The organism is Bacillus sp. K2I17, assembly GCF_002209985.1.
Lineage (GTDB): Bacteria > Bacillota > Bacilli > Bacillales > Bacillaceae_G > Bacillus_A > Bacillus_A wiedmannii.
On the sequence record NZ_NJGF01000001.1, the window covers coordinates 72,638 to 95,199 of the forward strand.

Here is a 22,562-nt window from a genome sequence, read left to right on the forward strand (position 1 = left end):
CCCATCCTTCCTAATTACTTGCAACTAATTCTTCTCCATCATCCAAACGAACCGAAACAAGTTTAGATACCCCTGACTCTTGCATTGTTACACCGTACAATACGTCAGACTCTTCCATTGTACCTTTTCTATGTGTAATAACAATAAACTGTGTCTCATCACTAAATCTCTTTAAATACTGCGCAAAACGGGCAACATTCGCCTCATCAAGAGCCGCCTCTACCTCATCTAATACACAGAATGGGACTGGGCGCACTTTTAAAATACCGAATAACAGCGCAATTGCTGTTAAAGCACGCTCCCCACCAGAAAGTAAACCTAAGTTTTGCAGTTTCTTCCCTGGCGGTTGCGCTACAATATCAATACCAGTATTTAATAAGTCCTCTGGATTCGTCATGACTAAATCCGCTCTACCGCCTCCAAATAATTCAGAGAATACCGATTGAAACTCCATTCGAATTCCTTCAAACGTAGTAGAAAAACGTTTTTTCATTTCTTCATCCATTTCGGTAATAAGTTGGTGCAATGTCGCTTTCGCTTCTTCTAGGTCATCTTTTTGCTCTAGTAAGAATGTATGACGCTCTGCTACACGCTCATACTCTTCAATTGCCCCTAAGTTCACTGTGCCTAGCTCTTCGATGGATAATTTAATTAGTTTCACCTTTTTACGTGCATCCTCTGCAGGCATCATCATTGTATACTTCAGTTTTGCTGCTTCAAATGAAATCGTATATGTTTCACGTAAATGTTGTAATCTATTTTCTAACTCTACATCAAGTCGGTTTATTTTTACTTCTTGATTTTTCAGCATCTCAAGAATGTATTTATGTTTACCTGTTGTTTCTTTCAGATTACGTTCTAAATGTTCTACTCTCTCTTGTAACGATACGCGTTGTTCACGACGAGAGCGAATTAACTCTGAAGTTTGATTACGATCATATGCTTTCTTCTCAATCATATTCGTAATCTGTTCTTCACCACTTGAATTAGATGTCATTTCTTGTTTTAAGAATGCTAAATCCTCTTTCGTTTTGACAAGCGTTGCATCCGTTTCTTCTTTTTCCTTCGTCAATCGTTCAACTTTTTCTTTTTGATTAGATAAGCGTTGTTGCTTTTCAGCCGCCAACACTTTTAACTCAGTCATTTCTTTTTGCACTTTTTCCTTCGAAGAATGCTGCTCACTTTTTTGTTTTGTTAAAGCGACAATTTTGCTATCTAATTCCGTAATCTCCGCTTGAAGCGTTGCTAAAATCTTTTCTAGCTCTTCTTTACGTCCTTGTATTTTCACTTGATCTTGTAAGAATCCTTCAATCTCTAAATCGTAAATAGATAAACGATCATTAATACGATGTTCTTCTAATTCTAAGCGACTAATTTCTTCTCTTAATTTCTGTTCATCTACACGCTCTGCTTCTACACTTTGCCTTAGTTCCCGTATTTTCACTTCTTTTTCTTGAATCTCTTGCTTTACTGCTTTAACAAAGTTTTCTAACTTTGTCGTTTTTTCTTCCATATCAGTTAACTTGTTCGTCCACTCTTCTAGCTCACGTTGACGTCCTAATAAAGAAGATTTCGCCTGTTTTACCGCTCCACCAGTCATAGAACCACCAGGGTTCACTACATCACCTTCGATTGTTACAATGCGATAACGGTATTGCAATTGTTTCGCCAACTCATTCGCCCCACGTAAATCTTTCGCAACAATAACAGTACCTAATAAATTTGAAACTACATTTTCATATTTATTGTTATATTGCACAAGTTCTGCCGCCACACCTACAAACGATGGGTGTTGATTTACAATACGTAATTGTTCAAATGATAACGATCTACTTTTAATAACAGCTTGTGGTAAAAACGTTGCTCGTCCATGTTTATTTTGTTTTAAAAACGTAATTGCATTACGAGCATGTTCTTCTTTTTGTACGACAATATGCTGCATCGCTGCACCTAGAGCAATTTCCATTGCAATTTCATATTCTTTCGGTACCGTTAGCAGTTCTGCAACAGCACCCTCGATACCTTGCAACCTATCTTCTCTAGCTTTTAATACTTCACGTACCCCTTGATAGAAACCAGAGTAATCCTCTTGCATCTCTTCTAGCATTTCTTTTCGAGAACGTGCCTGTTGTACAAATTGATACGCTTGATACAGTTTTGTTTCATTTTCACTATACTGCGTCTTGCATTTCCCAAGTGCCGCTTCTGTCTTTTGTATATTCGAAAGGATACCAGCTACTTTTTCTTTCACTTGTTCATAACTTTCCACAAGTTTCGTCTTTTTCGCTGTAATTTCCATGCGTATTTCTACATATTTCGCATTTTCTTCATCGAGGCGTTCATTTTTTGAGTTTTGTTGTTTAGATTGTTCTTCAATCATAGATAACTCATTACGATGACTAGCTTGTTGATTTAAAAGTTCAATATAGTCACCTTTTAAATTCTCAATTTGTTCCTCTAAATTGTCAGCAAAAGTTGCAAGCAGTAGCTCATTATCATGCAATTTCGTCTCCAACTCTTTTACTTGATTTACAAATTGCATCAACACTTCTGTACTGGATTCAATTTCACCATCATAACTTGTAGCTTTCTCTGTTAATTCAACAATTAACTGTTCGAGTTGTGCACAATGCGTCGTTGCATTTTGTTTTCTCTCTTTTAATAACTCACGCTGTCCTTCTAACTTTTCTAGCTCTTTACTAGAAAGAAGCAGCACTTCTTGTAAGGAATCTACAGACTCATCTACTGCTTGTAATTGTCCTCGTAATTCCTCAAGCTCTTCTTCACCTTTTTGTAAATGCGTTGACATTTTAGCTTCTTCGTTTTTATTATGCCCAAACTGATTTCGAAGCGCTTCCCATTTCTCATGTAATTCTTCAATTTCATGTACAATAAGCGCCGCTTCTACTTTCTCTAATTCTTCTTTTTTCTCGAGATAATCTTTCGCAATAGAAGCTTGTCTTTCTAAAGGTTCTACTTGACTACTTAATTCGTGAATGATATCTTGTACACGATTTAAGTTTTCTTGTGTGTCTGCTAATTTCACTTCAGCTTTCTTTTTACGAAGTTTGTATTTCAGCACTCCCGCAGCTTCTTCAAATACACCACGACGTTCTTCTGATTTACTACTTAAAATCTCTTCAACTTTCCCCTGGCTAATAATCGAAAAAGCTTCTCTTCCCATACCAGAGTCCATAAATAAATCGATAATATCTTTCAATCTACATGATTGTTTATTAATATAAAAATCACTATCACCAGAACGAGATACACGACGCGTTACACACACCTCATTATATTCAATCGGTAAACGTTGATCTTCATTATTTAAAGTTATTGTTACTTCAGCAACATTAACTGCTCTTCTCGTATCACTGCCTGCAAAAATAATATCCTCCATCTTTGCACCACGTAATGATTTTGCAGATTGTTCACCAAGTACCCAGCGAATCGCATCAGTAATATTACTTTTCCCACTTCCATTAGGTCCTACTACGGAAGTTACACCTGGGACAAAATCAACAGATACACGCTCAGCAAAAGACTTAAACCCTGCTATTTCTAATCTTTTTAAAAACACGAAAGGCCTTCCTCCTATTCTCCGTTGTTATAACTGTTGTCTATACAAAAACAAGCTATTATACGGATTTCCCTTCCCTTTATTCACAAACAAAAAGAAAGTTTCATTCTATGCATAAGGAATCCCCCTCATTCAAAGGGGGATTCCTTATAGTTGTTCTTTTAATTTTTTCAATGCTTCTGCAGCAGCTTGTTGCTCTGCTTCTTTTTTCGACTTGCCACTACCAAGACCTAAAGCCACGTTATTTAACGTAACACGTGACACAAATTCTCGATTGTGGGCCGGTCCTTTTTCCTGCAAAATTTGATACTCAATATTGCCACTACCATCACGCTGAATCAACTCTTGTAATTGACTCTTATAATCCATCACATGAGAAAAAGCACCTTCATTAATTTTAGGGTATACAATTTCTTTTAAGAAGCCCCATACTGTTTCTAACCCTTGATCAAGATAAAGGGCACCAATAAACGCTTCAAAGACATCCGCTAATAAAGCTGGTCGTTCACGTCCACCTGTCATTTCCTCACCTTTTCCTAATAAAACAAGGCTACCAAATGACAACTCGTTTGCAAAACGAACAAGAGATGGTTCACATACAATAGCTGCACGTAGTTTCGTTAACTCTCCTTCGCTCATTGTCGGATATTTTTGAAACAGATACTGTGACACAGTAAGTTCCAATACTGCATCTCCAAGGAATTCGAGACGCTCATTGTCTTCATGCGGTTTTTTTCGATGCTCATTCACATACGATGAATGCGTAAATGCTTGAATCAATAATTTTTCATCTGAAAACGTAATACCTATCTCTTCTTGAAATACTTTAAACGCTTCACGATATTTTGTTTCGTATTTTTTTTCTCTATGTTTTCGGTACGGCATAAGTCCCTCCAGATATAAGCCGAGAAGCCCCGCTAAAAAAACGGGACTTCACTTAAGCATTATAGATGACTCTCTATGTAAGTCACAGCATCGCCAACAGTAGCAATCTTTTCAGCATCTTCATCAGAAATTTCCATTTCGAATTCATCTTCCAATTGCATTACAAGTTCTACTACATCTAGGGAGTCTGCGCCTAAATCTTCTTTAAAGCTCGCAGCTGGTACTACTTCAGTTTCTTCTACACCTAAACGATCAACGATGATTTTTGTTACACGCTCTAAAACATCTGCCATTCCATTCACCTCCCCTCAAATATTATATTAAATATTGGCCAAAAAAACTAGTTGAAATCAATTCTTTTATTACATTACCATTCCGCCATCAACATTTAACGTTTGCCCTGTAATATATTTGCTTTGATCAGAAGCAAAAAACGTTACAGTATTTGCGATATCTTGCGCTTCACCAAACTGAGCTGCAGGAATTAACTTTAACATTTCGGCTTTTATATTTTCATCTAATATATCCGTCATATCAGTCGCAATAAAACCTGGAGCAATTGCATTTACAGTAATATTACGGCTCGCTAATTCTTTTGCTGATGTTTTTGTTAATCCAATTACACCCGCTTTAGCAGCAACATAGTTTGCTTGTCCTGGATTACCTGTCACCCCAACAACAGAAGCGATATTAATAATACGTCCATGACGCTGGCGCATCATGTATCGAGATACTGCCTTCGTACATAAGAATACACCTTTTAGGTTTGTATTAATAACTGTATCCCATTCTTCTTCTTTCATACGCATTAATAAATTATCTTTTGTTACACCTGCATTATTTACAAGAATATCAACTTGTCCAAATGTATCTACAGTTTGTTTCACCATATTTGTAACGTCTTCAGCATTTGCAACATCTGCTCTTACTGCAATTGCATCCGAACCTAATTTCTTTATTTCATCAACTACTTCATTCGCCTTTTGCTCATTACCAGCATAATTTACTACAACATTTGCCCCTTGTTTCGCTAAATCAATCGCAATCGCACGACCAATTCCACGTGAAGCGCCAGTTACTAATGCTACTTTCCCTTTTAACATCAGTTTTCTCCTCTCAAATTTGAAATGGTATCTTTTAATGTCTCTTCATCGTATATCGCATATGCTTTCACTGATGAATCAATTGACTTCATAAGCCCAGCAAGTACTTTCCCAGGTCCAATCTCAATAAATGTATCTACCCCTTGATTCACCATGTTTTCAATGGACGGGTACCATAAGACAGGCGAATAGAGCTGTTCAATTAGCTTTTCTTGAATAAGTGCACCACTTGTAATAACGTCTGCTGTTACATTTGCGATAACAGGAATATTCGTATCTTGAATTGTAATTTCTTTTAAGACACTTTGGAACTTCTCCGCTGCTGGCTTCATAAGCGAAGAGTGGAACGGTCCACTTACCTTAAGCGGAATTGCTCTCTTTGCACCATTTTCTTTCGCTCTTTGAGAAGCAAACTCAACTCCTTGCTTTGTTCCAGAAATCACAATTTGCTTCGTACTATTCATATTAGCGATTTGCACTGCATATCCTTCACTTGTTACTTCTTCTGTAACTTGTTTCAGCATATGTGGATCAGCACCTAAAATAGCCGCCATTGCACCTTCTCCACCAGGAACAGCTTCTTCCATATATTCCCCACGTTTTCTTACAGCATATACAGCGTCTTCAAAAGTTATTGCACCCGCTGCTACAAGAGCGCTATATTCACCTAAACTATGCCCTGCAACAAAGTCTGGTGTAATATCATACTCTTTCAAAGCTGTCAAAATAGCAAAACTCGTTGTTAATAAGGCCGGCTGCGCATTTGTCGTTAACGTAAGCTTTTCCTGCGGCCCTTCAAAAATCACTTCTGAAAGTGAATCTTGCAACACCTCATCTGCTTTCGCAAACACATTTGCAACCTCTTTATTATTCTCCGCTAACTGTTTACCCATTCCAACTGCCTGTGAACCTTGGCCCGGAAAAAGAAATGCTAGTTTTCCCATTTCAAATCCTCCTCTTATTGGAGTGGCTCTTTCTCCATTACGCTTGAAATAGTAGGAATAACTTCTTTCGCTACCATTTCTCTCGTTTGACGAATCGCACTAAATATTGATTGGTCATTGGAAGAACCGTGAGCCTTAATGACTGGAGCTTTCAATCCAAATAATGCCGCTCCTCCATACTCCGAATAATCCATTTTATCTTTTAATACCATAAGTTTTGGCTTTAATACCGCTGCTGCTAATTTGCTCGTAAACGAACTCATTAACTGCTCTTTTAACATAGAAAATAACGCAAGTGCTGTTCCTTCTAATGATTTTAGCGCTACATTCCCTGTAAAACCATCACATACAACAACATCTGCTACACCTTGCAATAAATCTCTTGATTCAACGTTCCCAACGAAATTAATTGGGGCATCCTTAAGCATTGCAAAGACTTGTTTTGAAAGCTCGTTCCCTTTGCCATCCTCTGTTCCAACGTTCAAAAGTCCAACGCGAGGATTTTTAATTCCTCTTACTTTCTCAGCGTATACAGATCCCATTACTGCATATTGATATAAATGAATTGGTTTTGCATCAACGTTCGCTCCAACATCTAACATAACAAAACCTTCTCCATCAACCGTCGGCATTGTAGGGGATAAAGCTGGTCGCTCAATTCCTTCCATACGACCTACAACGAACAATCCAGCCGCCATTAAAGCTCCTGTACTACCAGCTGATATACAAGCATCCGCTACGCCGTCTTTCACTTGCTGCGCTGCTAGTACCATTGAGGCTTGTTTTTTTCGACGAACGGCTCTTACTGGTTCATCTGTCGATTCTATTTTTTCATCTGTATGAAGTATAGTAATTCGTTCTTCACTCGTTAAGTATTGACGAATTTCCTCTTCTTTCCCTACTAACGTAATATGTAAATCAGAATATTCCTTAATAGCTTTCATTGCTCCTAATACGACAGCCTTTGGAGCATGATCGCCGCCCATTGCATCTATTGCGATTTTCATAAGTTGTTACCTTCCTCACTATAATTACTAGATCGATACATTTCAAAAGTGCCTGTAAAAACAAGTTCTTCTCCAACAAAGCTACGCACTTTGACAACGGTCCGTCCTTTATCATTCTCTACATCTTCAACGCGCGCTTTTGCAACAACACGCTCTCCTAATTTTACAGGACGAATGTATCGAATGGTAGACTTTGCAGTTAAAGCTAATTCTTCATCAATAACCGCAACAGCTAGTGAGTTTGCTTGTGCAAACAAATGATGCCCACGGGCAATCTGATTTCTTTTAAATACGTGTTCTACCTTCACTTCAAAGATAGAAATCGCATGTCTATCTAATTCTATATCGATAATTTCTCCGACAACCTCTTCTAACGGTAAAGATTTCACATCTTCTTCATGTTGCTTTGTAGCTACATGTTTAATTCTTTCTCTTAATTCAGGAATAGATAATTCCATACGGTCAAGACGTACGGTTTGTATACTCACTTGAAATTTTTCTGCTAAATCTTCATCCGTAATAAAAGGATTCGTTTCTATTGTTTGTTGTAATAATTGTTGTCTTTCTTTTTTACTTCTTCTTTTTTTCATACCGCACCATCCATTTTTATGACTAGGTACTAACAGTAGTATATAATCATTAAAAGTAGAATGCAACAAAAACTTTCGTTGCCTCCCTTTAATCGAGCTTCTCTCCTTGGAACACACCTGTCCCGTCAAGATAAGTACGCAGCGAAGCATACTGATCATTATGCCAAAACGCTTCTGATTCTACTAGTAACGCCGCATCTTGTCTAGCTGTTTCTAACGCTCGATAATCATGTACCATATCAGCAACCTTGAATTCTGGTAAACCACTTTGCTTACTTCCAAAGAAATCTCCAGGACCTCTTAACTCTAAATCTTTTTCTGACAATACAAATCCATCATTCGTTTCGGTCATAATACGCATTCGCTCTTTTCCCGTTTCCGATTTTGGATCCGCGATTAATAAACAATATGATTGTTCACTACCACGCCCAACACGTCCCCTGAGCTGATGGAGCTGCGATAAACCGAAACGCTCTGCATCATAAATAACCATTACAGTCGCATTCGGTACGTTCACACCTACTTCAACAACTGTTGTCGACACAAGAATTTGCACTTTATTTTCACTAAATTGTCCCATTATCTCTTCTTTTTCTTGAGATGAGAGTCTGCCATGCATTAATCCGACTTGACATTTCCCTTGATAATGATGAGTCAGCATACTATGTAAGTCAATCGCATTTTGTACATCAAGTTTCTCAGATTCTTCAATAAGGGGACAAATAACATATGCTTGCCTTCCTTTTTTTATCTCCTTCTCCACAAAACCGAGAACTCGATCTAACATATCATGTTTTGCCCAGTATGTTTCAATTACCTTTCTACCAGCTGGCATCTCATCGATTATAGAAACATCCATCTCTCCAAATGCAGTAATTGCTAACGTACGCGGAATTGGCGTCGCCGTCATAAATAAAACATCCGGACTTTCACCTTTCTCCCTTAAAACTCGTCGCTGCGCTACACCAAATCGATGTTGTTCATCAGTAATAACGAGACCTAACCTATGAAAGATAACTTCATCTTGAATTAAAGCATGTGTTCCAACAAGGATATCTATTTCTCCTTGTTCTAATTTTGCCAAAATCTCTCGACGCCTTACACCTTTAACAGAACTGGTTAACAATTCAACATTCATACCAAAGTGCGAGAACGTCTCTGCAAGCGATTGATAATGTTGCTCTGCTAAAATTTCTGTAGGAACCATTAAAGCACCTTGATAATGTGCTAACTTCGCTGCATAAAGGCCAATCGCTGCAACGACTGTTTTCCCAGAACCTACATCACCTTGCAACAGACGATTCATCCGATAAGGAGATGTCATATCTTTCATAATTTCATCTACTACCCGACGCTGTGCACCAGTTAATGGAAACGGAAGTGCATCAATAAACTCTTGCAATTCTGCTGAAGGAATTTCTTTTTTCGTCCCTTTCGAATTTTCCCTCTCCATTTTCCGTAATGTTTGCATTTTTAGCTGAAATAAGAAAAACTCCTCATATACAAAACGGCGACGTGCTTGTTTTAAATCTTCCTGTCCTGCTGGAAAATGCAACGCCCGAAGCGCTTCATAACGCGGCAATAATTTATATCGACTTAGCAATCCATCAGGTAACACTTCAACTATAGATTCTCCATACTCCTTGAACGCTTGGGCAATAAAACGGCGCATCTGTTTTACTGTAAGTTTCCCTTTCACTGAGTATACAGGCTCTACTTCTTGTTGACGTACAACTGGTCCAAAATGAAGCTCTGATACCGCAATAGTTTGACGGTGCTGATCCCATTTACCAGTAATCGTTACTGTTTCATTTAAATTTAACTTCTGCTTATAGTACGGCCTATTAAAGCATACAGCTGTAATTAAATAACGACCGACGAGGACACGAACCGTAAGACGCGACTTCTTCTTCCCATAATATTGCAGTAAAGGAGCACTATGAACCTTTCCCTCAACTGTTACACGTTCATCGTGCTTTACTTCAGCAAGATCTTTCATCGCATAATCTTCATAACGGTACGGAAAATGTTCTAATAGATGAGAAACTGTATAAATCCCCATCTCGTGTAGTAATTCAGATGTTTCTCCTCCGATTCCCTTTACATCCGTAACAGGAACTTGTACAACTTCATTCAAGATTCTCACGCTCCGTCACATTATTTTCTTTGATTCATTCATACTATTGACATCTGTAATCGCTCTCTTTCACCCTATATATTCTATCATAGGCATTCTTAGAGAAACTACTCAAATCCCTCATAAACAATACGAAAGAAAAGAGCCTCACTATTAGCAGCAAGGCTCTTTTTTATCTTCAATATGCTAGCCTTTTGAATAAAAACTAGTAATAAACTTCATATTACTACTTCTTATCCATTAGCAAGTAAGTAATCCATTTATTTTCAAAACGAATTTCTTCTTATTCTACAGAGAAGATGAACGAATACACCGGTTGGTTTCCAGCATGTACTTCTACTTCTGCATCTTCAAAATTCTCTTCTACAAATGCAACTAACTCAGCTACTTCTTCGTCAGTTGCATCTTCACCTTGTAGAATCGTTACAATTTCAGAATCTTCATCAATAAGTGCTTCTAGTAATTGCTTTGCAGCTCCTACTTTTGCAGCATTTGTTGATACAATTTTTCCATCTGCAATACACATGAAATCATCTTTTTGAATCGCTACACCATCAATTTCCGTATCACGTACAGCATACGTAATTTGACCGGTTTTCACATGAGATAAAGCTTCTTTCATGTTTTCTTCGTTCTCTTCTAACGTTCCAACTGGATTAAATGCTAACATTGCAGCCATACCTTGAGGAACTGTTTTTGAACGAATTACAATCACTTCTTGATCCACAACTGAAGCTGCTTGTTCTGCTGCCATCACGATATTTCCGTTGTTCGGTAAAATAATGATTTTTTCAGCATTCGCTTCTTCAATCGCCTTCACAATATCCTCCGTACTTGGATTCATCGTTTGGCCACCTTCGATAACTTTCGTCGCGCCAATGCTCTCAAATAAAGTTTTGATACCAGATCCCATAGCAACCGTTACGATACCGTACGGTTGTTTCTCTTTAGACTGGCTAGTTGGCTCAGGCATCATAGTAGGCTCATCTAATAAAGCAGTATGCTGTTCACGCATATTTTCTACTTTAATCTTAATTAAACTACCATAGCGTTGTCCATAATTCATAGGATCTCCAGGATGTTCCGCATGAATATGAACCTTAACAACCTCATCATCTGATACAACAAGTAGTGAATCTCCGTACACACTAATATCTTCACGGAATTTTTGTTCAGAGAAATTATGTTCTTTCATTTTTTCAGGCTCTAATTTCACCATGAATTCCGTACAATATCCATACTTAATATCTTCTGTACTCAATTGGCTTTGTACACTACGGTGATGTTCTGCGCGTACCATGTCATTCATAGATGGTTGGGCAGACACATTAGAAGAAATCGTTTCTCCTTTTAAGTCAGCTAAAAATCCTTCGTATACAACAACAAGACCTTTACCACCGCTATCTACAACGCCAACTTGTTTTAATACAGGTAATAAATCCGGCGTACGATTTAACGATGCATTCGCTTCTTTCACAACGTCTTCCATAAACAAAACAAAGTCGCGCTGTTTTTTCGCAACTGTCACTGCATATTTACCCGTTTCTCTTGCAACCGTTAAAATCGTTCCTTCAATCGGTTTCATAACCGCTTTGTAAGCCGCTTCTACCCCAGCATCTAAAGCTGCAGCAAAATCAACTGTTGTTAATTCTTCTTTTTGTTCAATGGATTTAGAGAAACCACGGAACAACTGAGATAAAATAACTCCAGAGTTACCACGTGCTCCCATTAATAATCCTTTGGCTAAACTTACGCCGACTTTACCAGCATGCTGTGAAGGATTTGCTTTCACTTCACGTGCGCCTGAAGTCATTGATAAGTTCATGTTTGTACCGGTATCGCCATCTGGAACCGGAAATACGTTTAATGCATCAACAAGCTGAACATTATTTGTTAAATTATTCGCTCCTTGCATGATCATTTGTGATAAACGTTTCCCATCAATTTTTTGAATTGACACAGATTTTCCTCCTTAATGCACATTACAAGTTTATTACTTTAACTCCTTGTACGTAGATGTTTACAGAATCTACTGCTAGTCCTACAGTTTGATCTAATGTATATTTCACTTTCGTCTGCACGTTATGTGCTACTTCTGAAATTTTCGTACCATAGCTCACAATAATATACATATCAATATGTACTTCATCTTCATCTTTACGAACAATAACACCTCTAGTGAAGTTTTCTTTTCGTAAAATGTCTGTTAAACCATCTTTTAACTGATTTTTTGATGCCATACCTACGATACCGTAGCAATCTACTGCGGCACCTCCAGCAATTGTTGCAATTACATCTGTACTAATATCAATTTGACCATACTTCGTTTTAATTTCAATTGACATCTCGTTTCCCCCTTCATAAATGGTGAAAGTGAGCTAGACTACTTTAGTTACTATCATATAATCTTTTTAAAGAAAATTCCATCGTTCTTTCTTTTCACTCTCATATTTTATGTTTTAAATCACATTTTTTATGATGAGCAAAATAGTCCATTGTTATTATACAACATGTACCACTATAATATGTCAAGCAATTTTTCTTGATTTCAACTTTTCATCATCGACATATGGTGTCAAGTAATTTTTCTTGATTTCTTTTTTCTACGGTGTTGCATTCTCTTTTTAGTTGTGTTAAATTATAGTAGTGTTTTTAGCATCGCAAAAAAGACTAACATTGAAAAATTACGTATGGTAAGGTATCAAGGGAGGGAAATATAAATGGCTCGTGTTTGTGCTATCACTGGAAGAAAAGCTCGTTCTGGTAACTCTCGTTCTCACGCAATGAACGCTACAAAACGTAAATGGGGCGCTAACCTTCAAAAAGTTCGCGTACGCATCGACGGAAAAGTTCAACGTGTTTACGTTTCTGCTAGAGCATTAAAATCTGGCAAAATCGAACGTGTTTAATAATAAAAAAAAGAGCCGCTAGGCTCTTTTTTTACTATGACAATGGAAAAAGCACCGGTAATAGGTGCTTTTTTTAATCTTTTTTGAAGGTATTTAACATGGCACGAACAATTCCACCAAGAAATTTAGGTAACTTAATTGTATAAAATCTCATGGTTTCCCTCCTAATCCCCATTACTCCACTTGTTCACTATATGATGTAAGGAGCAAAATTGTTTCTTTAATCAGTGCTTCTTATCACCATTAATATGCCAGAAGTAAATGAAAAAGTACCTTTTTCCTCAACGAGTTCATTACTAATACAAAGTGTTGATCCCCATTCTATTGTTTTATTAGTTAGAGGATACTTAAAACCAAGTAATGTAATCCCTTCTACTATTTCAGTAACCGGCACAAAAGATACATAAGGGAAATTTTTATTTTCTTCAATTATATGTGTACCCACTTTTTTCACGCTTATTTCATTTTTATTGTCTACAATACACATTTCTATCCCTACTTCTAACCCTCTTAAAAGCATCTGTATATTTGCTAAACCGTGATCCAGCCTTCCACCGGTGGCACCAAAAATACGAATCAATGTCGGATTTTGTTCTAACGCCCAGTTAATCGCAATTTCTAAATCTGTTTGATCTTTTTCACGAGGAACAATATGTAAGTCATTTGTTTGCTGGCCCATCCATACTAATTCCTCTTCAGTAACTGAATCGTAATCTCCAAATGCAACAGCTGGAGTAATCCCTCCTTTTAATAGACGATATACTCCTCTATCAACTGCCGCCCACACTACTTTCTCATTTTCATATCGAGAAAAATCTGCACAATATTCCGCAGGTCCACCCGCTAAAATATGAATAATCATGTTTCCTTCCCCTTCTATTGTAAAAAGGCAATCTGCCATTCGGTAGATTGCCTTTTTACATATTTTTTCTCTATCCTTTATAAATAGTGAAAACTTACTACACTAGCAGTTTCACTAGGATAAAGACTCGTTCATTCATTATCCACGAATGACACGAATTGCTTCACCACGGTCTTTTTGATTGTATACTGCTGATCCAGCTACAAGTACATTTGCTCCTGCTTCAACACAAAGTCTTGCTGTTTCAGTGTTTACACCACCATCAACTTCAATTTCTACTTCTAGATTGCGCTCTTTAACCATTTCTGCCACTTGTTTAATTTTCGGTAATACAGAATGGATAAATTTCTGTCCACCAAATCCAGGGTTTACTGTCATAAGCAATACCATATCGATATCTTCTAATACATGCTCAATCGTCGAAACTGGCGTATGCGGATTTAATACAACTCCCGCTTTAATGCCATGAGACTTAATTAGCTGAATTGTACGATGCAAATGAGGGCACGCCTCTACATGAACAGTAATAATATCTGCTCCCGCTTTTGCGAAAGTCGGGATATAGTTATCAGGATTTTCAATCATTAAATGTACATCTAATGGTAAAGATGTAATTGGACGGATAGCTTCTACAATTAATGGTCCAATCGTAATATTTGGTACGAAATGTCCATCCATTACATCGACGTGAATGTAATCCGCTCCACCTTTTTCTACATCTTTAATCTCTTCCCCTAATTTTGAAAAATCTGCTGATAAGATCGATGGTGCAATTTTAATCATAACTAATACCTCGGCTTTCTCTCTCTAATTTCTTCTACGAATTGTTTATAATTTTTATAACGATATTCTGTAATCTTCCCTTCTTCAACTGCTGTCTTCACAGCACATTTCGGTTCAGAAAGATGTGTACACCCTCTAAATTTACAGTATTGGCTCGCTTCTTTCAACTCTGGAAAACAATATGTAAGATCTTCTACCTCTATATCTATGAAATCCAGTGAACTAAAACCAGGTGTATCTGCAACTAGTCCGCTTCCAACCGCAATTAATTCCACGTGTCTTGTCGTATGTTTCCCGCGTCCTAAATGCGAGGAAATATCATTCGTTTTCAGTTCTAACTCTGGACGTAAAACGTTAAGCATAGAAGATTTCCCAACACCAGATTGCCCTGCAACGACAGAAATACACCCTTCTAAGAATGGTTTTAAAATATCAATACTTTCCGATGTATTTATAGAAGTAAATAATACATCATATCCCATCTCACGATAGTCATTTGCATAAGATTCAACAGTCTCTCTCATTTTTTCATCCACTAAATCCATCTTACTAATGCAAATAATCGGCTTAATGTTATGATATTCAATCAGCACTAAAAATCGATCTAATAGTCCCGGATTAAAATCTGGTTCTACTGCAGAGAAAACGAGAATCGCTTGATCAACATTAGCAATAGGAGGCCTAACAAGTTCATTTTTCCGATCAAATACTTCAAGCACATATCCTTCAGTTGGATTATCTGCTTGAAAGACAACTTGGTCTCCTACCAGTGGCGTAATTTTATTTTTTCTGAACACACCACGCCCACGGCATTGTGTAATCCCTTCTTCATGCTGCACATAATAAAATCCACTTAGAGCTTTTACAATTTTTCCTTCTGGCATATAATTCTCCTTTATTTTGTATAAAGTGAAGCTGTCATTAATATTAAATGGTTTAAAATTCTTTAAATACTTATTTCAAAACCCGTCATATATACAAGTTAATATATTTAATCTACCATCAAATTTAAAATATTATTTATAACAGTATCACTTTTATAGCTTTTTGAATCATATATTTTTGCCTGTTATACAGTCCACTATATGTAGACAGCATAACAGGCAAGAGTAATACATTCCATCCCCTCTAGAAAGAAAATGGAAGTCATTATTATTGAGTTGGGTATGGTACTTCTTTGTCGATAATTGTTACACCATCTCGTACAATTTTATAGTGTCCTTTTGTACCTTCTTGAATTACAAATTCTAAAGAAATAGTTGCCGACTCTGAAATTGTTCTAGTTTCAATTGGTCTATCCATTTTTTGTTGCATATCTTCTTTATAAATTTCTATTGTTTGCGGTTTTTTCTCACCAATTATAGAAGACTCATACGGAATAGAAATATTATCCACCTTCACTGTTTTCGTTACTTTCGGCTTAGGCCCCTCTGAGATGATAATCGTCACTTTATCTCCTTCTTTTAACGGCGTTCCTGGTTTTGGAGATTGCGAAATTACAAGTCCTTTATCAACAGTATCGGAATACTCTCGTTTTATATCTGGAGTTAGTTTTCTCTCATTCAAATAACCATTTACGCTATTTTCAGTCCATCCTGAAAAATCACCTGGTCTAATTTGATAAGGACCTTTACTTACCCAAATTTTCAGTTCTTGTTCCGCCTCTACTACCATTTGATCAGGCGTCGGAATTTGCTCTACGATTTCACCTTTTGGCCTATCATTTTCAATATAATTTATTGTAACTTGCTTATATTTTTCTTCTAATTCATTCCTTATACTCTCAAAATCTTTTCCTGTGAGATCACTCATCTTACTTTTCTTTTTTCCACCTGATTGATAGATAGTAATTTTAGAGTTTTCTTTCACGACTCTACCTGCCACAGGGTCTGTTTTTATCACATCACCGGTTTCAACATCATCTGTATATACAATATTAGGTTCCGTAACCTCAAAACCCTTTTCAACTAATGTATTTACTGCTGTCGTATACTTCATACCAGCCACATCAGGGACTTTTACATCTTTTGGAATAAAGAATCCCGGAATAACAGTAAGCGCTAACGTTATTCCAATTGCTAAAAGTAAAAATGTCGTAATTAAAACTTTAATCCATTTATTACTTCGTTTTTTCTTCTTATATAATTCCGTTTCTTCTTTTCTTTTCTGTTCATCCACTTTACTTCCTTTTAAAACAATTGTTTCATCAGTTACATTTTCGAATAATTGTTCTTGTTGAATAATCGGAATCGCTTTTGTCGCTTCCATATCTTCCGGTATGTAAAATGGTTGCTCATTTATCCTCTCTGGATATAGCGCAGTTTCAATATCTCGTTTCATCGCATTGGCAGATTGATATCGGTGAAACGGATCTTTCGCAGTTGCCTTTAATATAATATTTTCAACACTTTGCGGAATATTTTCATTCCATCTCTTTGGAGACGGAATTTCACTTTGTAAATGTTTTAAAGCTATAGCAACAGCAGATTCGCCAGAAAACGGTTGTCTTCCTGTTAACAACTCAAACATAACGATTCCTAGGGAATAAATATCTGATTGTTTATTTGCTATCCCGCCGCGTGCTTGTTCTGGTGATAAGTAATGTACCGAACCGAGTACCGAATTTGTATGTGTAATTGTTGTTGCACTTGTAGCTGTCGCAATTCCAAAATCTGTTACTTTTATTACTCCATCAGCTCGAATTAAAATATTGTGCGGTTTAATATCACGGTGCACAATTTCAAAATGATGGGCATGTGCCATGGCGGATGTTAACTGCTCCATAATATCAAGAGCTTCTCCTATAGGTAACATCCCTCGCTCAATTATGTATTGCTTCAATGTTTGTCCTGGTACATACTCCATTACAAGATAATATATACCATCTTCTTCTCCGACATCATACATATTCACAATATTTGGATGCGACAACGTTGTAACAGACTGCGCTTCTCGATGGAAACGTTTAATAAACTCTTCATTATTTGAATAGTCGAGTCTTAATATTTTTACCGCTACATCTCGGCCAAGTATATCATCATGAGCTAAATACACATTGGCCATTCCACCACCACCAATCATTTTCAGCAGCTTATAACGGTCATTTAAGCGTTTTCCAATCAGCACGTTGCACTTCACCTACTTTCGTTTGTCGAACCCGCATAATCAATAAGAACAAGGGTGATATTATCTTCCCCGCCACGATCATTCGCCAATTGAATGAGACGTTGTCCCTTAGTTTCAAGCTGTTCATTTAACTGTAAAATTTGTTGCATATCAGCAATAGAAACTTTGTTAGATAACCCATCCGAGCAAAGAAGTAACTGATCATCTTCCTCAAGCACCAATGTTTTAACATCTAATCCGACTTTTTCTTCTGTTCCTAATGCCCTTAACAAAACATTCTTTTTCGGGTGATATTCTGCGTCTTCTTTTGAAATTTCACCATGTCTTACAAGTTCATTTACAAGTGAGTGATCTTCCGTTACAAGCGAGATTTCTCCCTCTGATACCATATAACAACGACTATCTCCTATATGACCTATTGTCACAAAGTTTGGCGTACAAATCGCTATTATAAGTGTTGTTCCCATACCATTACATTCTACATGTTGCTTAGAGTACTCATATATACGCTCATTAATAATCCCAACACTCGTATGTAACCACTCTTCTACTTTTTTTGGTTCATTCATATTATGCGTTTGCTTCCAATAATCATGAAATAATTGAATGGTCATCGAGCTAGCTACATCACCAGCTCGATGACCTCCCATTCCATCTGCTACTACCGCTAAAATATTTCCATCTAAATTGTGAAAAACTCCCGCACTATCTTCATTATGTTGACGAACTTTTCCTTTATCTGATAGAAACACGGCTTTCATCTCGTCACCTCGTCTCTTCTTTACGCTCCTTCGCACGTAACTGACCGCAGGCTGCATCAATATCATGACCTTGTTCACGGCGAATTGTTACATTCACTCCACGATCTTTTAACGTTTTTTCAAATAAGAAAATTTGTTCACGTGGCGTACGTACATAATCACGTTCAGGTACGTAGTTTACCGGAATTAAGTTTACATGACATTTTACACCTTTTAAAAGCGCAGCAAGTTCTTCAGCTTGCTCAACTTGGTCATTTTCTCCTCCAAATAAGCCATATTCAAACGTAATACGACGCCCTGTTCTATTTACATAGTATTTAACAGCTTCCATTAAGTCTGGTAGCTTATAAGCACGGTTAATCGGCATTAATTTTGAACGTAACTCTGTATTTGCAGAATGCAATGAAATCGCAAAATTAATTTGCATATCTTCTTCAGCGAACTTATAAATTTTTGGAACAATTCCACTTGTTGAAACTGTCATATGTCTTGCACCAATATGAATTCCTTTTTCATGGTTTACAATGCGTAAGAATGACATTAAGTTGTCGTAATTATCAAACGGCTCTCCAATTCCCATAACAACAAGCGAACTTACACGTTCTTCTGTTTCATCAAGTGCACGTTGCACTTCTACTACTTGCGCTACAATCTCTCCAGCCTCTAAGTTTCGTTTTAACCCACCAAGTGTAGATGCACAGAACGTACAACCAATACGGCATCCAACCTGTGTTGTTACACAAATAGAATTTCCATATTCGTGTCGCATTAACACTGTTTCAATAGAATAACCATCATATAATTGGAATAAAAATTTAATTGTTCCATCAGAAGATGTTTGTTTTACTAATGTATTTAAAGTAGTAATATCAAAGGAATTCGACAATTTATCGCGTAATCCTTTAGAAAGATTCGACATGTCGTCATAATTTTTTACACGTTTTTTATATAGCCAATCAAAGATTTGTCCTGCACGGAATTTAGGTTCTCCTTGTTCCTTTAACCAATCTTGCATTTCATGAAGTTGTAAAGAATAAATTGATGGTTTCTTCGTTTCTAGATTTTTCTTTTGTTTTCTCACAGTCGTTTCCACGATGCTACACCTTCTTCCTTAAACAAGCAATATAAAAGCCATCTGTTGCAAAATAATGCGGTAAAATTCGCACTTGACCTTCATCAATATACGGATTTAACTTTTCTGGCATGCGATCTTTTATCGTAGTATCCCATTCAAATTCAGGATGCTCTTGTAAAAATTGCTTTATTACTTGTTCATTTTCTATTTTTTCTATTGTGCACGTACTATAAACAAGGCGACCACCTTGTTTTAATAACGGTGCTATTTTTTCTAGTATCGCAAGTTGAATCGTCGATAATCTTTCACTATCGCCTTTATTTTTACCTAACTTAATATCAGGTTTACGTCTAATCACACCAAATCCAGAACATGGTGCATCTACTAATATTTTATCAAATGTTTCATTCGCAAAGTGTTCTTGCACTTTTCTAGCATCTAGTGCTTTTGTTTCGACATTTTCTAGACCAAGTCTCTCCGCTTGTTGTTTAATTAAACGTACTTTGTGTGCATGTAAATCAAGAGACATAACTTGACCTGTTCCTTTTAATCGCTCTGCAATGTGCGTTGTCTTTCCGCCCGGAGCAGCACAACTATCAAGAACTTCATCTCCCTCATTCGGTTCTAAAGCGCGTGCTACAAGCATAGAACTTTCATCTTGAATAGAAAGAAAACCTTTTTTGAACGCATCTGTATGCGCTACATTCCCTCTTTCAATTTGAATTGCATCCTCTGATAAATCGCCGCGCTTCGCTTCTATACCTTCACCAGCCAACAACTCTATTGCTTCTTCTACTGTTATTTTATCAACATTTACACGCGCTGTTGGTACCGGGGGTAACATGTTCACTTCACACATTTTCTCTGCTGTCTCTAAACCATATTCAGAAGCCCAGTCTTGCACAAGCCACATTGGATGACTTGTTGCAATTGCCAAACGTTCTATTGGATCCTTGATTTCATCTAAAGAAGGTACCCCTTCTCTCTGAATCGAACGTAATACCCCGTTTACCATACCAGCAATCCCTTTATGCCCGCGACGCTTTGCAATTTCAACTGCTTCATGAATAGCCGCTCTTTCTGGCACTCGGTCTAAATAAATCATTTGATATAAAGATAAGCGAAGTAATACTCTTACCCACGCCTCAACCTTCTTTTTTAAAAAAGGCTGTAAATAATAATCTAATGTGTCACGACGTTGAATCGTTCCATATACAATTTCAGTTAACAAACCAATATCTTTTCTATCAATTGCATTTTTTTCAATTAGATTATTTAAAAGTAAGTTACTGTATGCACCACTTTTTTCTACTTGAATTAAGCCATCAAGAGCTAACTCACGAACATTTTGTCTCATGCATTTTCTCCTAACTTCGTTCCAATTTCAGGTTTTGTGCCACGTAAAAATTGCGAACAACTCATACGTTTTTTACCAGAAGGTTGCAATTCAGTGATTTTAACACCTGTCTCATTCCCTGTTGCAACAACAAATCCATCTTCTTCAAGAGCTACTATTGTACCTGGTTCAGCTTTCTCTGTAATAGAGACCTTCTCTCCCCACCATACTTTAATAACTTGTCCTGCCAAAGTCGTATAAGCGACTGGCCATGGATTCAATCCGCGAATGTGATTGTATACTTCTTCACCTGTTTTTGTCCAATCAATTTTCTCTTGCTCACGTTTTATATTATATGCAAACGTTACTTCTTCTTCGTTTTGTTTAATTGGTTCTAACTTACCTTGAATTAATAAAGGTACTGTTTTAGATAGAAGGTGTGCCCCTGCTTCACTTAACTTATCGAATAAAGAGCCTGTCGTTTCACGCTCTTCAATCTCGACTTCTACTTGTGTTAAGATATCACCAGCATCCAATTTCTCTACCATATACATAATTGTAATACCCGTTTTTTCTTTACCTTCCATAATTGCATAATGGATTGGTGCACCACCACGAAGTTCAGGTAGTAAAGACGCGTGGACGTTAATACATCCATACTTCGGTGCTTCTAAAATTTCATTTGGTACAATCTGACCGAAAGCAGCTGTTACAATTAAATCAGGCTCTAATGCCAAGACTTGTTCATATTCGTCTTTTTCACGAATTCTTAACGGTTGTAACACCGGAATACCATGTTTTTCTGCTTCAACTTTAACAGGCGTAGGTGTTAATACTTTTTTTCTACCTACCGGACGATCAGGCTGCGTCACAACACCTATTACATCATAGCCATCTTCGATAAGACGACGAAGCACCGGCACTGAAAAGTCCGGTGTTCCCATAAATACTACTTTTATCATTCAAAAACCGCTCCTTTTAATACCTATTCTAATTCGTTTTCCTCATAATATCTTGTCACTTTCGATGTAAATAACACACCGTGTAAATGATCGATTTCATGTTGAATTGCACGTGCTAAAAATCCTTCTGCTTCTAGTAAAAATACTTTACCTCGGCGATTTTGAGCACGTACTTTAATATAATCCGCACGTTCCACTTCACCATAAAGTCCCGGGAAGCTTAGACAGCCTTCGGGACCTACTTGTTCACCACGTTTTTCTAGTATCGATGGATTGATTAACTCGATTTTCCCCGTATCATCACCGATATCAACTACCGCAACTTGCAAGCTTACACCTACTTGAGGCGCAGCTAAACCGACTCCGTCCGCAATTAACATTGTTTCATGCATATCTTTCAACAATTTCACTAACTTTTTATCAAAGTTAATTACTCTTTCGCATGGTGTTTCTAACACTTCATTTGGATGCTTTACTATTTCTAAAACTGCCATATTTCCCT

General features: G+C 37.1%; 21 protein-coding genes. 1 reads left to right on the top strand and 20 read right to left on the bottom strand.

The features are described from left to right. Positions 1-10: 10 nt before the first annotated feature. The 10 genes from smc to CER22_RS00470 form a co-directional block, all read right to left on the bottom strand. The gene (gene smc, locus CER22_RS00425; protein WP_000478993.1) at positions 11-3,580 is read right to left on the bottom strand and encodes a chromosome segregation protein SMC; all 3,570 of its coding nucleotides are present in this window, start codon (positions 3,578-3,580) and stop codon (positions 11-13) included. A 147-nt stretch (positions 3,581-3,727) separates the two neighbouring features. Continuing rightward, positions 3,728-4,465 (bottom strand): ribonuclease III, encoded by a 738-nt coding sequence (rncS, locus tag CER22_RS00430; RefSeq protein WP_001146867.1) that lies wholly within the window; start codon positions 4,463-4,465, stop codon positions 3,728-3,730. Positions 4,466-4,524: 59 nt separating this feature from the next. Beyond that, entirely contained in the window at positions 4,525-4,758 is a 234-nt protein-coding gene (acpP, locus tag CER22_RS00435) for an acyl carrier protein (protein ID WP_000786062.1), read from the bottom strand. A 69-nt stretch (positions 4,759-4,827) separates the two neighbouring features. Continuing rightward, a complete protein-coding gene (fabG, locus tag CER22_RS00440) occupies positions 4,828-5,568 on the bottom strand; it encodes a 3-oxoacyl-[acyl-carrier-protein] reductase (RefSeq protein ID WP_000911777.1) in 741 nt (246 codons plus the stop codon). Further along, positions 5,568-6,512: an ACP S-malonyltransferase gene (gene fabD / locus CER22_RS00445; protein ID WP_088608063.1), complete on the bottom strand. Its 945-nt coding sequence runs from the start codon at positions 6,510-6,512 to the stop codon at positions 5,568-5,570. The genes fabG and fabD overlap by 1 nt, the downstream gene beginning before the upstream one ends. A 14-nt stretch (positions 6,513-6,526) precedes the next feature. After that, positions 6,527-7,519, bottom strand: a complete 993-nt coding sequence (gene plsX, locus CER22_RS00450) for a phosphate acyltransferase PlsX (protein ID WP_000684108.1) — start codon at positions 7,517-7,519, stop codon at positions 6,527-6,529. Next, on the bottom strand, positions 7,516-8,109 hold the full coding sequence (fapR, locus tag CER22_RS00455) for a transcription factor FapR (protein WP_048546022.1): 594 nt from the start codon (positions 8,107-8,109) through the stop codon (positions 7,516-7,518). The genes plsX and fapR overlap by 4 nt, the downstream gene beginning before the upstream one ends. 88 nt (positions 8,110-8,197) lie before the next feature. Next, positions 8,198-10,246: an ATP-dependent DNA helicase RecG gene (gene recG / locus CER22_RS00460; protein ID WP_001006889.1), complete on the bottom strand. Its 2,049-nt coding sequence runs from the start codon at positions 10,244-10,246 to the stop codon at positions 8,198-8,200. 283 nt (positions 10,247-10,529) lie between these two features. Continuing rightward, positions 10,530-12,206, bottom strand: a complete 1,677-nt coding sequence (locus CER22_RS00465; protein ID WP_000027123.1) for a DAK2 domain-containing protein — start codon at positions 12,204-12,206, stop codon at positions 10,530-10,532. 22 nt (positions 12,207-12,228) lie between these two features. Continuing rightward, positions 12,229-12,591, bottom strand: coding sequence for an Asp23/Gls24 family envelope stress response protein (locus CER22_RS00470; RefSeq protein ID WP_000021109.1), 363 nt, complete (start codon positions 12,589-12,591; stop codon positions 12,229-12,231). Positions 12,592-12,966: 375 nt separating this feature from the next. Here CER22_RS00470 and rpmB point away from each other — a divergent pair, with 375 nt between their 5' ends. Then, positions 12,967-13,155 (top strand): 50S ribosomal protein L28, encoded by a 189-nt coding sequence (gene rpmB / locus CER22_RS00475; RefSeq protein WP_000124776.1) that lies wholly within the window; start codon positions 12,967-12,969, stop codon positions 13,153-13,155. Positions 13,156-13,228: 73 nt separating this feature from the next. Here the strand turns inward: rpmB and spoVM are convergent, their stop codons facing one another. The 10 genes from spoVM to def form a co-directional block, all read right to left on the bottom strand. Continuing rightward, the gene (gene spoVM, locus CER22_RS00480) at positions 13,229-13,309 is read right to left on the bottom strand and encodes a stage V sporulation protein SpoVM (protein ID WP_001213599.1); all 81 of its coding nucleotides are present in this window, start codon (positions 13,307-13,309) and stop codon (positions 13,229-13,231) included. A gap of 66 nt (positions 13,310-13,375) precedes the next feature. Further along, positions 13,376-14,056 (bottom strand): thiamine diphosphokinase, encoded by a 681-nt coding sequence (locus tag CER22_RS00485; protein ID WP_060488423.1) that lies wholly within the window; start codon positions 14,054-14,056, stop codon positions 13,376-13,378. A 99-nt stretch (positions 14,057-14,155) separates the two neighbouring features. Continuing rightward, on the bottom strand, positions 14,156-14,800 hold the full coding sequence (gene rpe / locus CER22_RS00490; RefSeq protein WP_000589963.1) for a ribulose-phosphate 3-epimerase: 645 nt from the start codon (positions 14,798-14,800) through the stop codon (positions 14,156-14,158). 2 nt (positions 14,801-14,802) lie between these two features. Next, a complete protein-coding gene (gene rsgA, locus CER22_RS00495) occupies positions 14,803-15,684 on the bottom strand; it encodes a ribosome small subunit-dependent GTPase A (protein ID WP_001113945.1) in 882 nt (293 codons plus the stop codon). A 268-nt stretch (positions 15,685-15,952) separates the two neighbouring features. Next, positions 15,953-17,926, bottom strand: coding sequence for a serine/threonine protein kinase PrkC (gene prkC, locus CER22_RS00500; RefSeq protein WP_088064291.1), 1,974 nt, complete (start codon positions 17,924-17,926; stop codon positions 15,953-15,955). Positions 17,927-17,934: 8 nt separating this feature from the next. Further along, positions 17,935-18,687, bottom strand: a complete 753-nt coding sequence (locus CER22_RS00505) for a Stp1/IreP family PP2C-type Ser/Thr phosphatase (protein ID WP_000648694.1) — start codon at positions 18,685-18,687, stop codon at positions 17,935-17,937. A gap of 4 nt (positions 18,688-18,691) precedes the next feature. Further along, positions 18,692-19,780: a 23S rRNA (adenine(2503)-C(2))-methyltransferase RlmN gene (rlmN, locus tag CER22_RS00510; RefSeq protein WP_000450539.1), complete on the bottom strand. Its 1,089-nt coding sequence runs from the start codon at positions 19,778-19,780 to the stop codon at positions 18,692-18,694. 4 nt (positions 19,781-19,784) lie between these two features. Next, positions 19,785-21,119, bottom strand: coding sequence for a 16S rRNA (cytosine(967)-C(5))-methyltransferase RsmB (rsmB, locus tag CER22_RS00515; protein WP_088608064.1), 1,335 nt, complete (start codon positions 21,117-21,119; stop codon positions 19,785-19,787). Then, complete coding sequence (gene fmt, locus CER22_RS00520) at positions 21,116-22,060, bottom strand: methionyl-tRNA formyltransferase (protein ID WP_000598793.1); 945 nt, start codon at positions 22,058-22,060, stop codon at positions 21,116-21,118. The genes rsmB and fmt overlap by 4 nt, the downstream gene beginning before the upstream one ends. Positions 22,061-22,083: 23 nt before the next feature. Further along, entirely contained in the window at positions 22,084-22,554 is a 471-nt protein-coding gene (def, locus tag CER22_RS00525; RefSeq protein ID WP_000279468.1) for a peptide deformylase, read from the bottom strand. Positions 22,555-22,562: the final 8 nt, after the last annotated feature.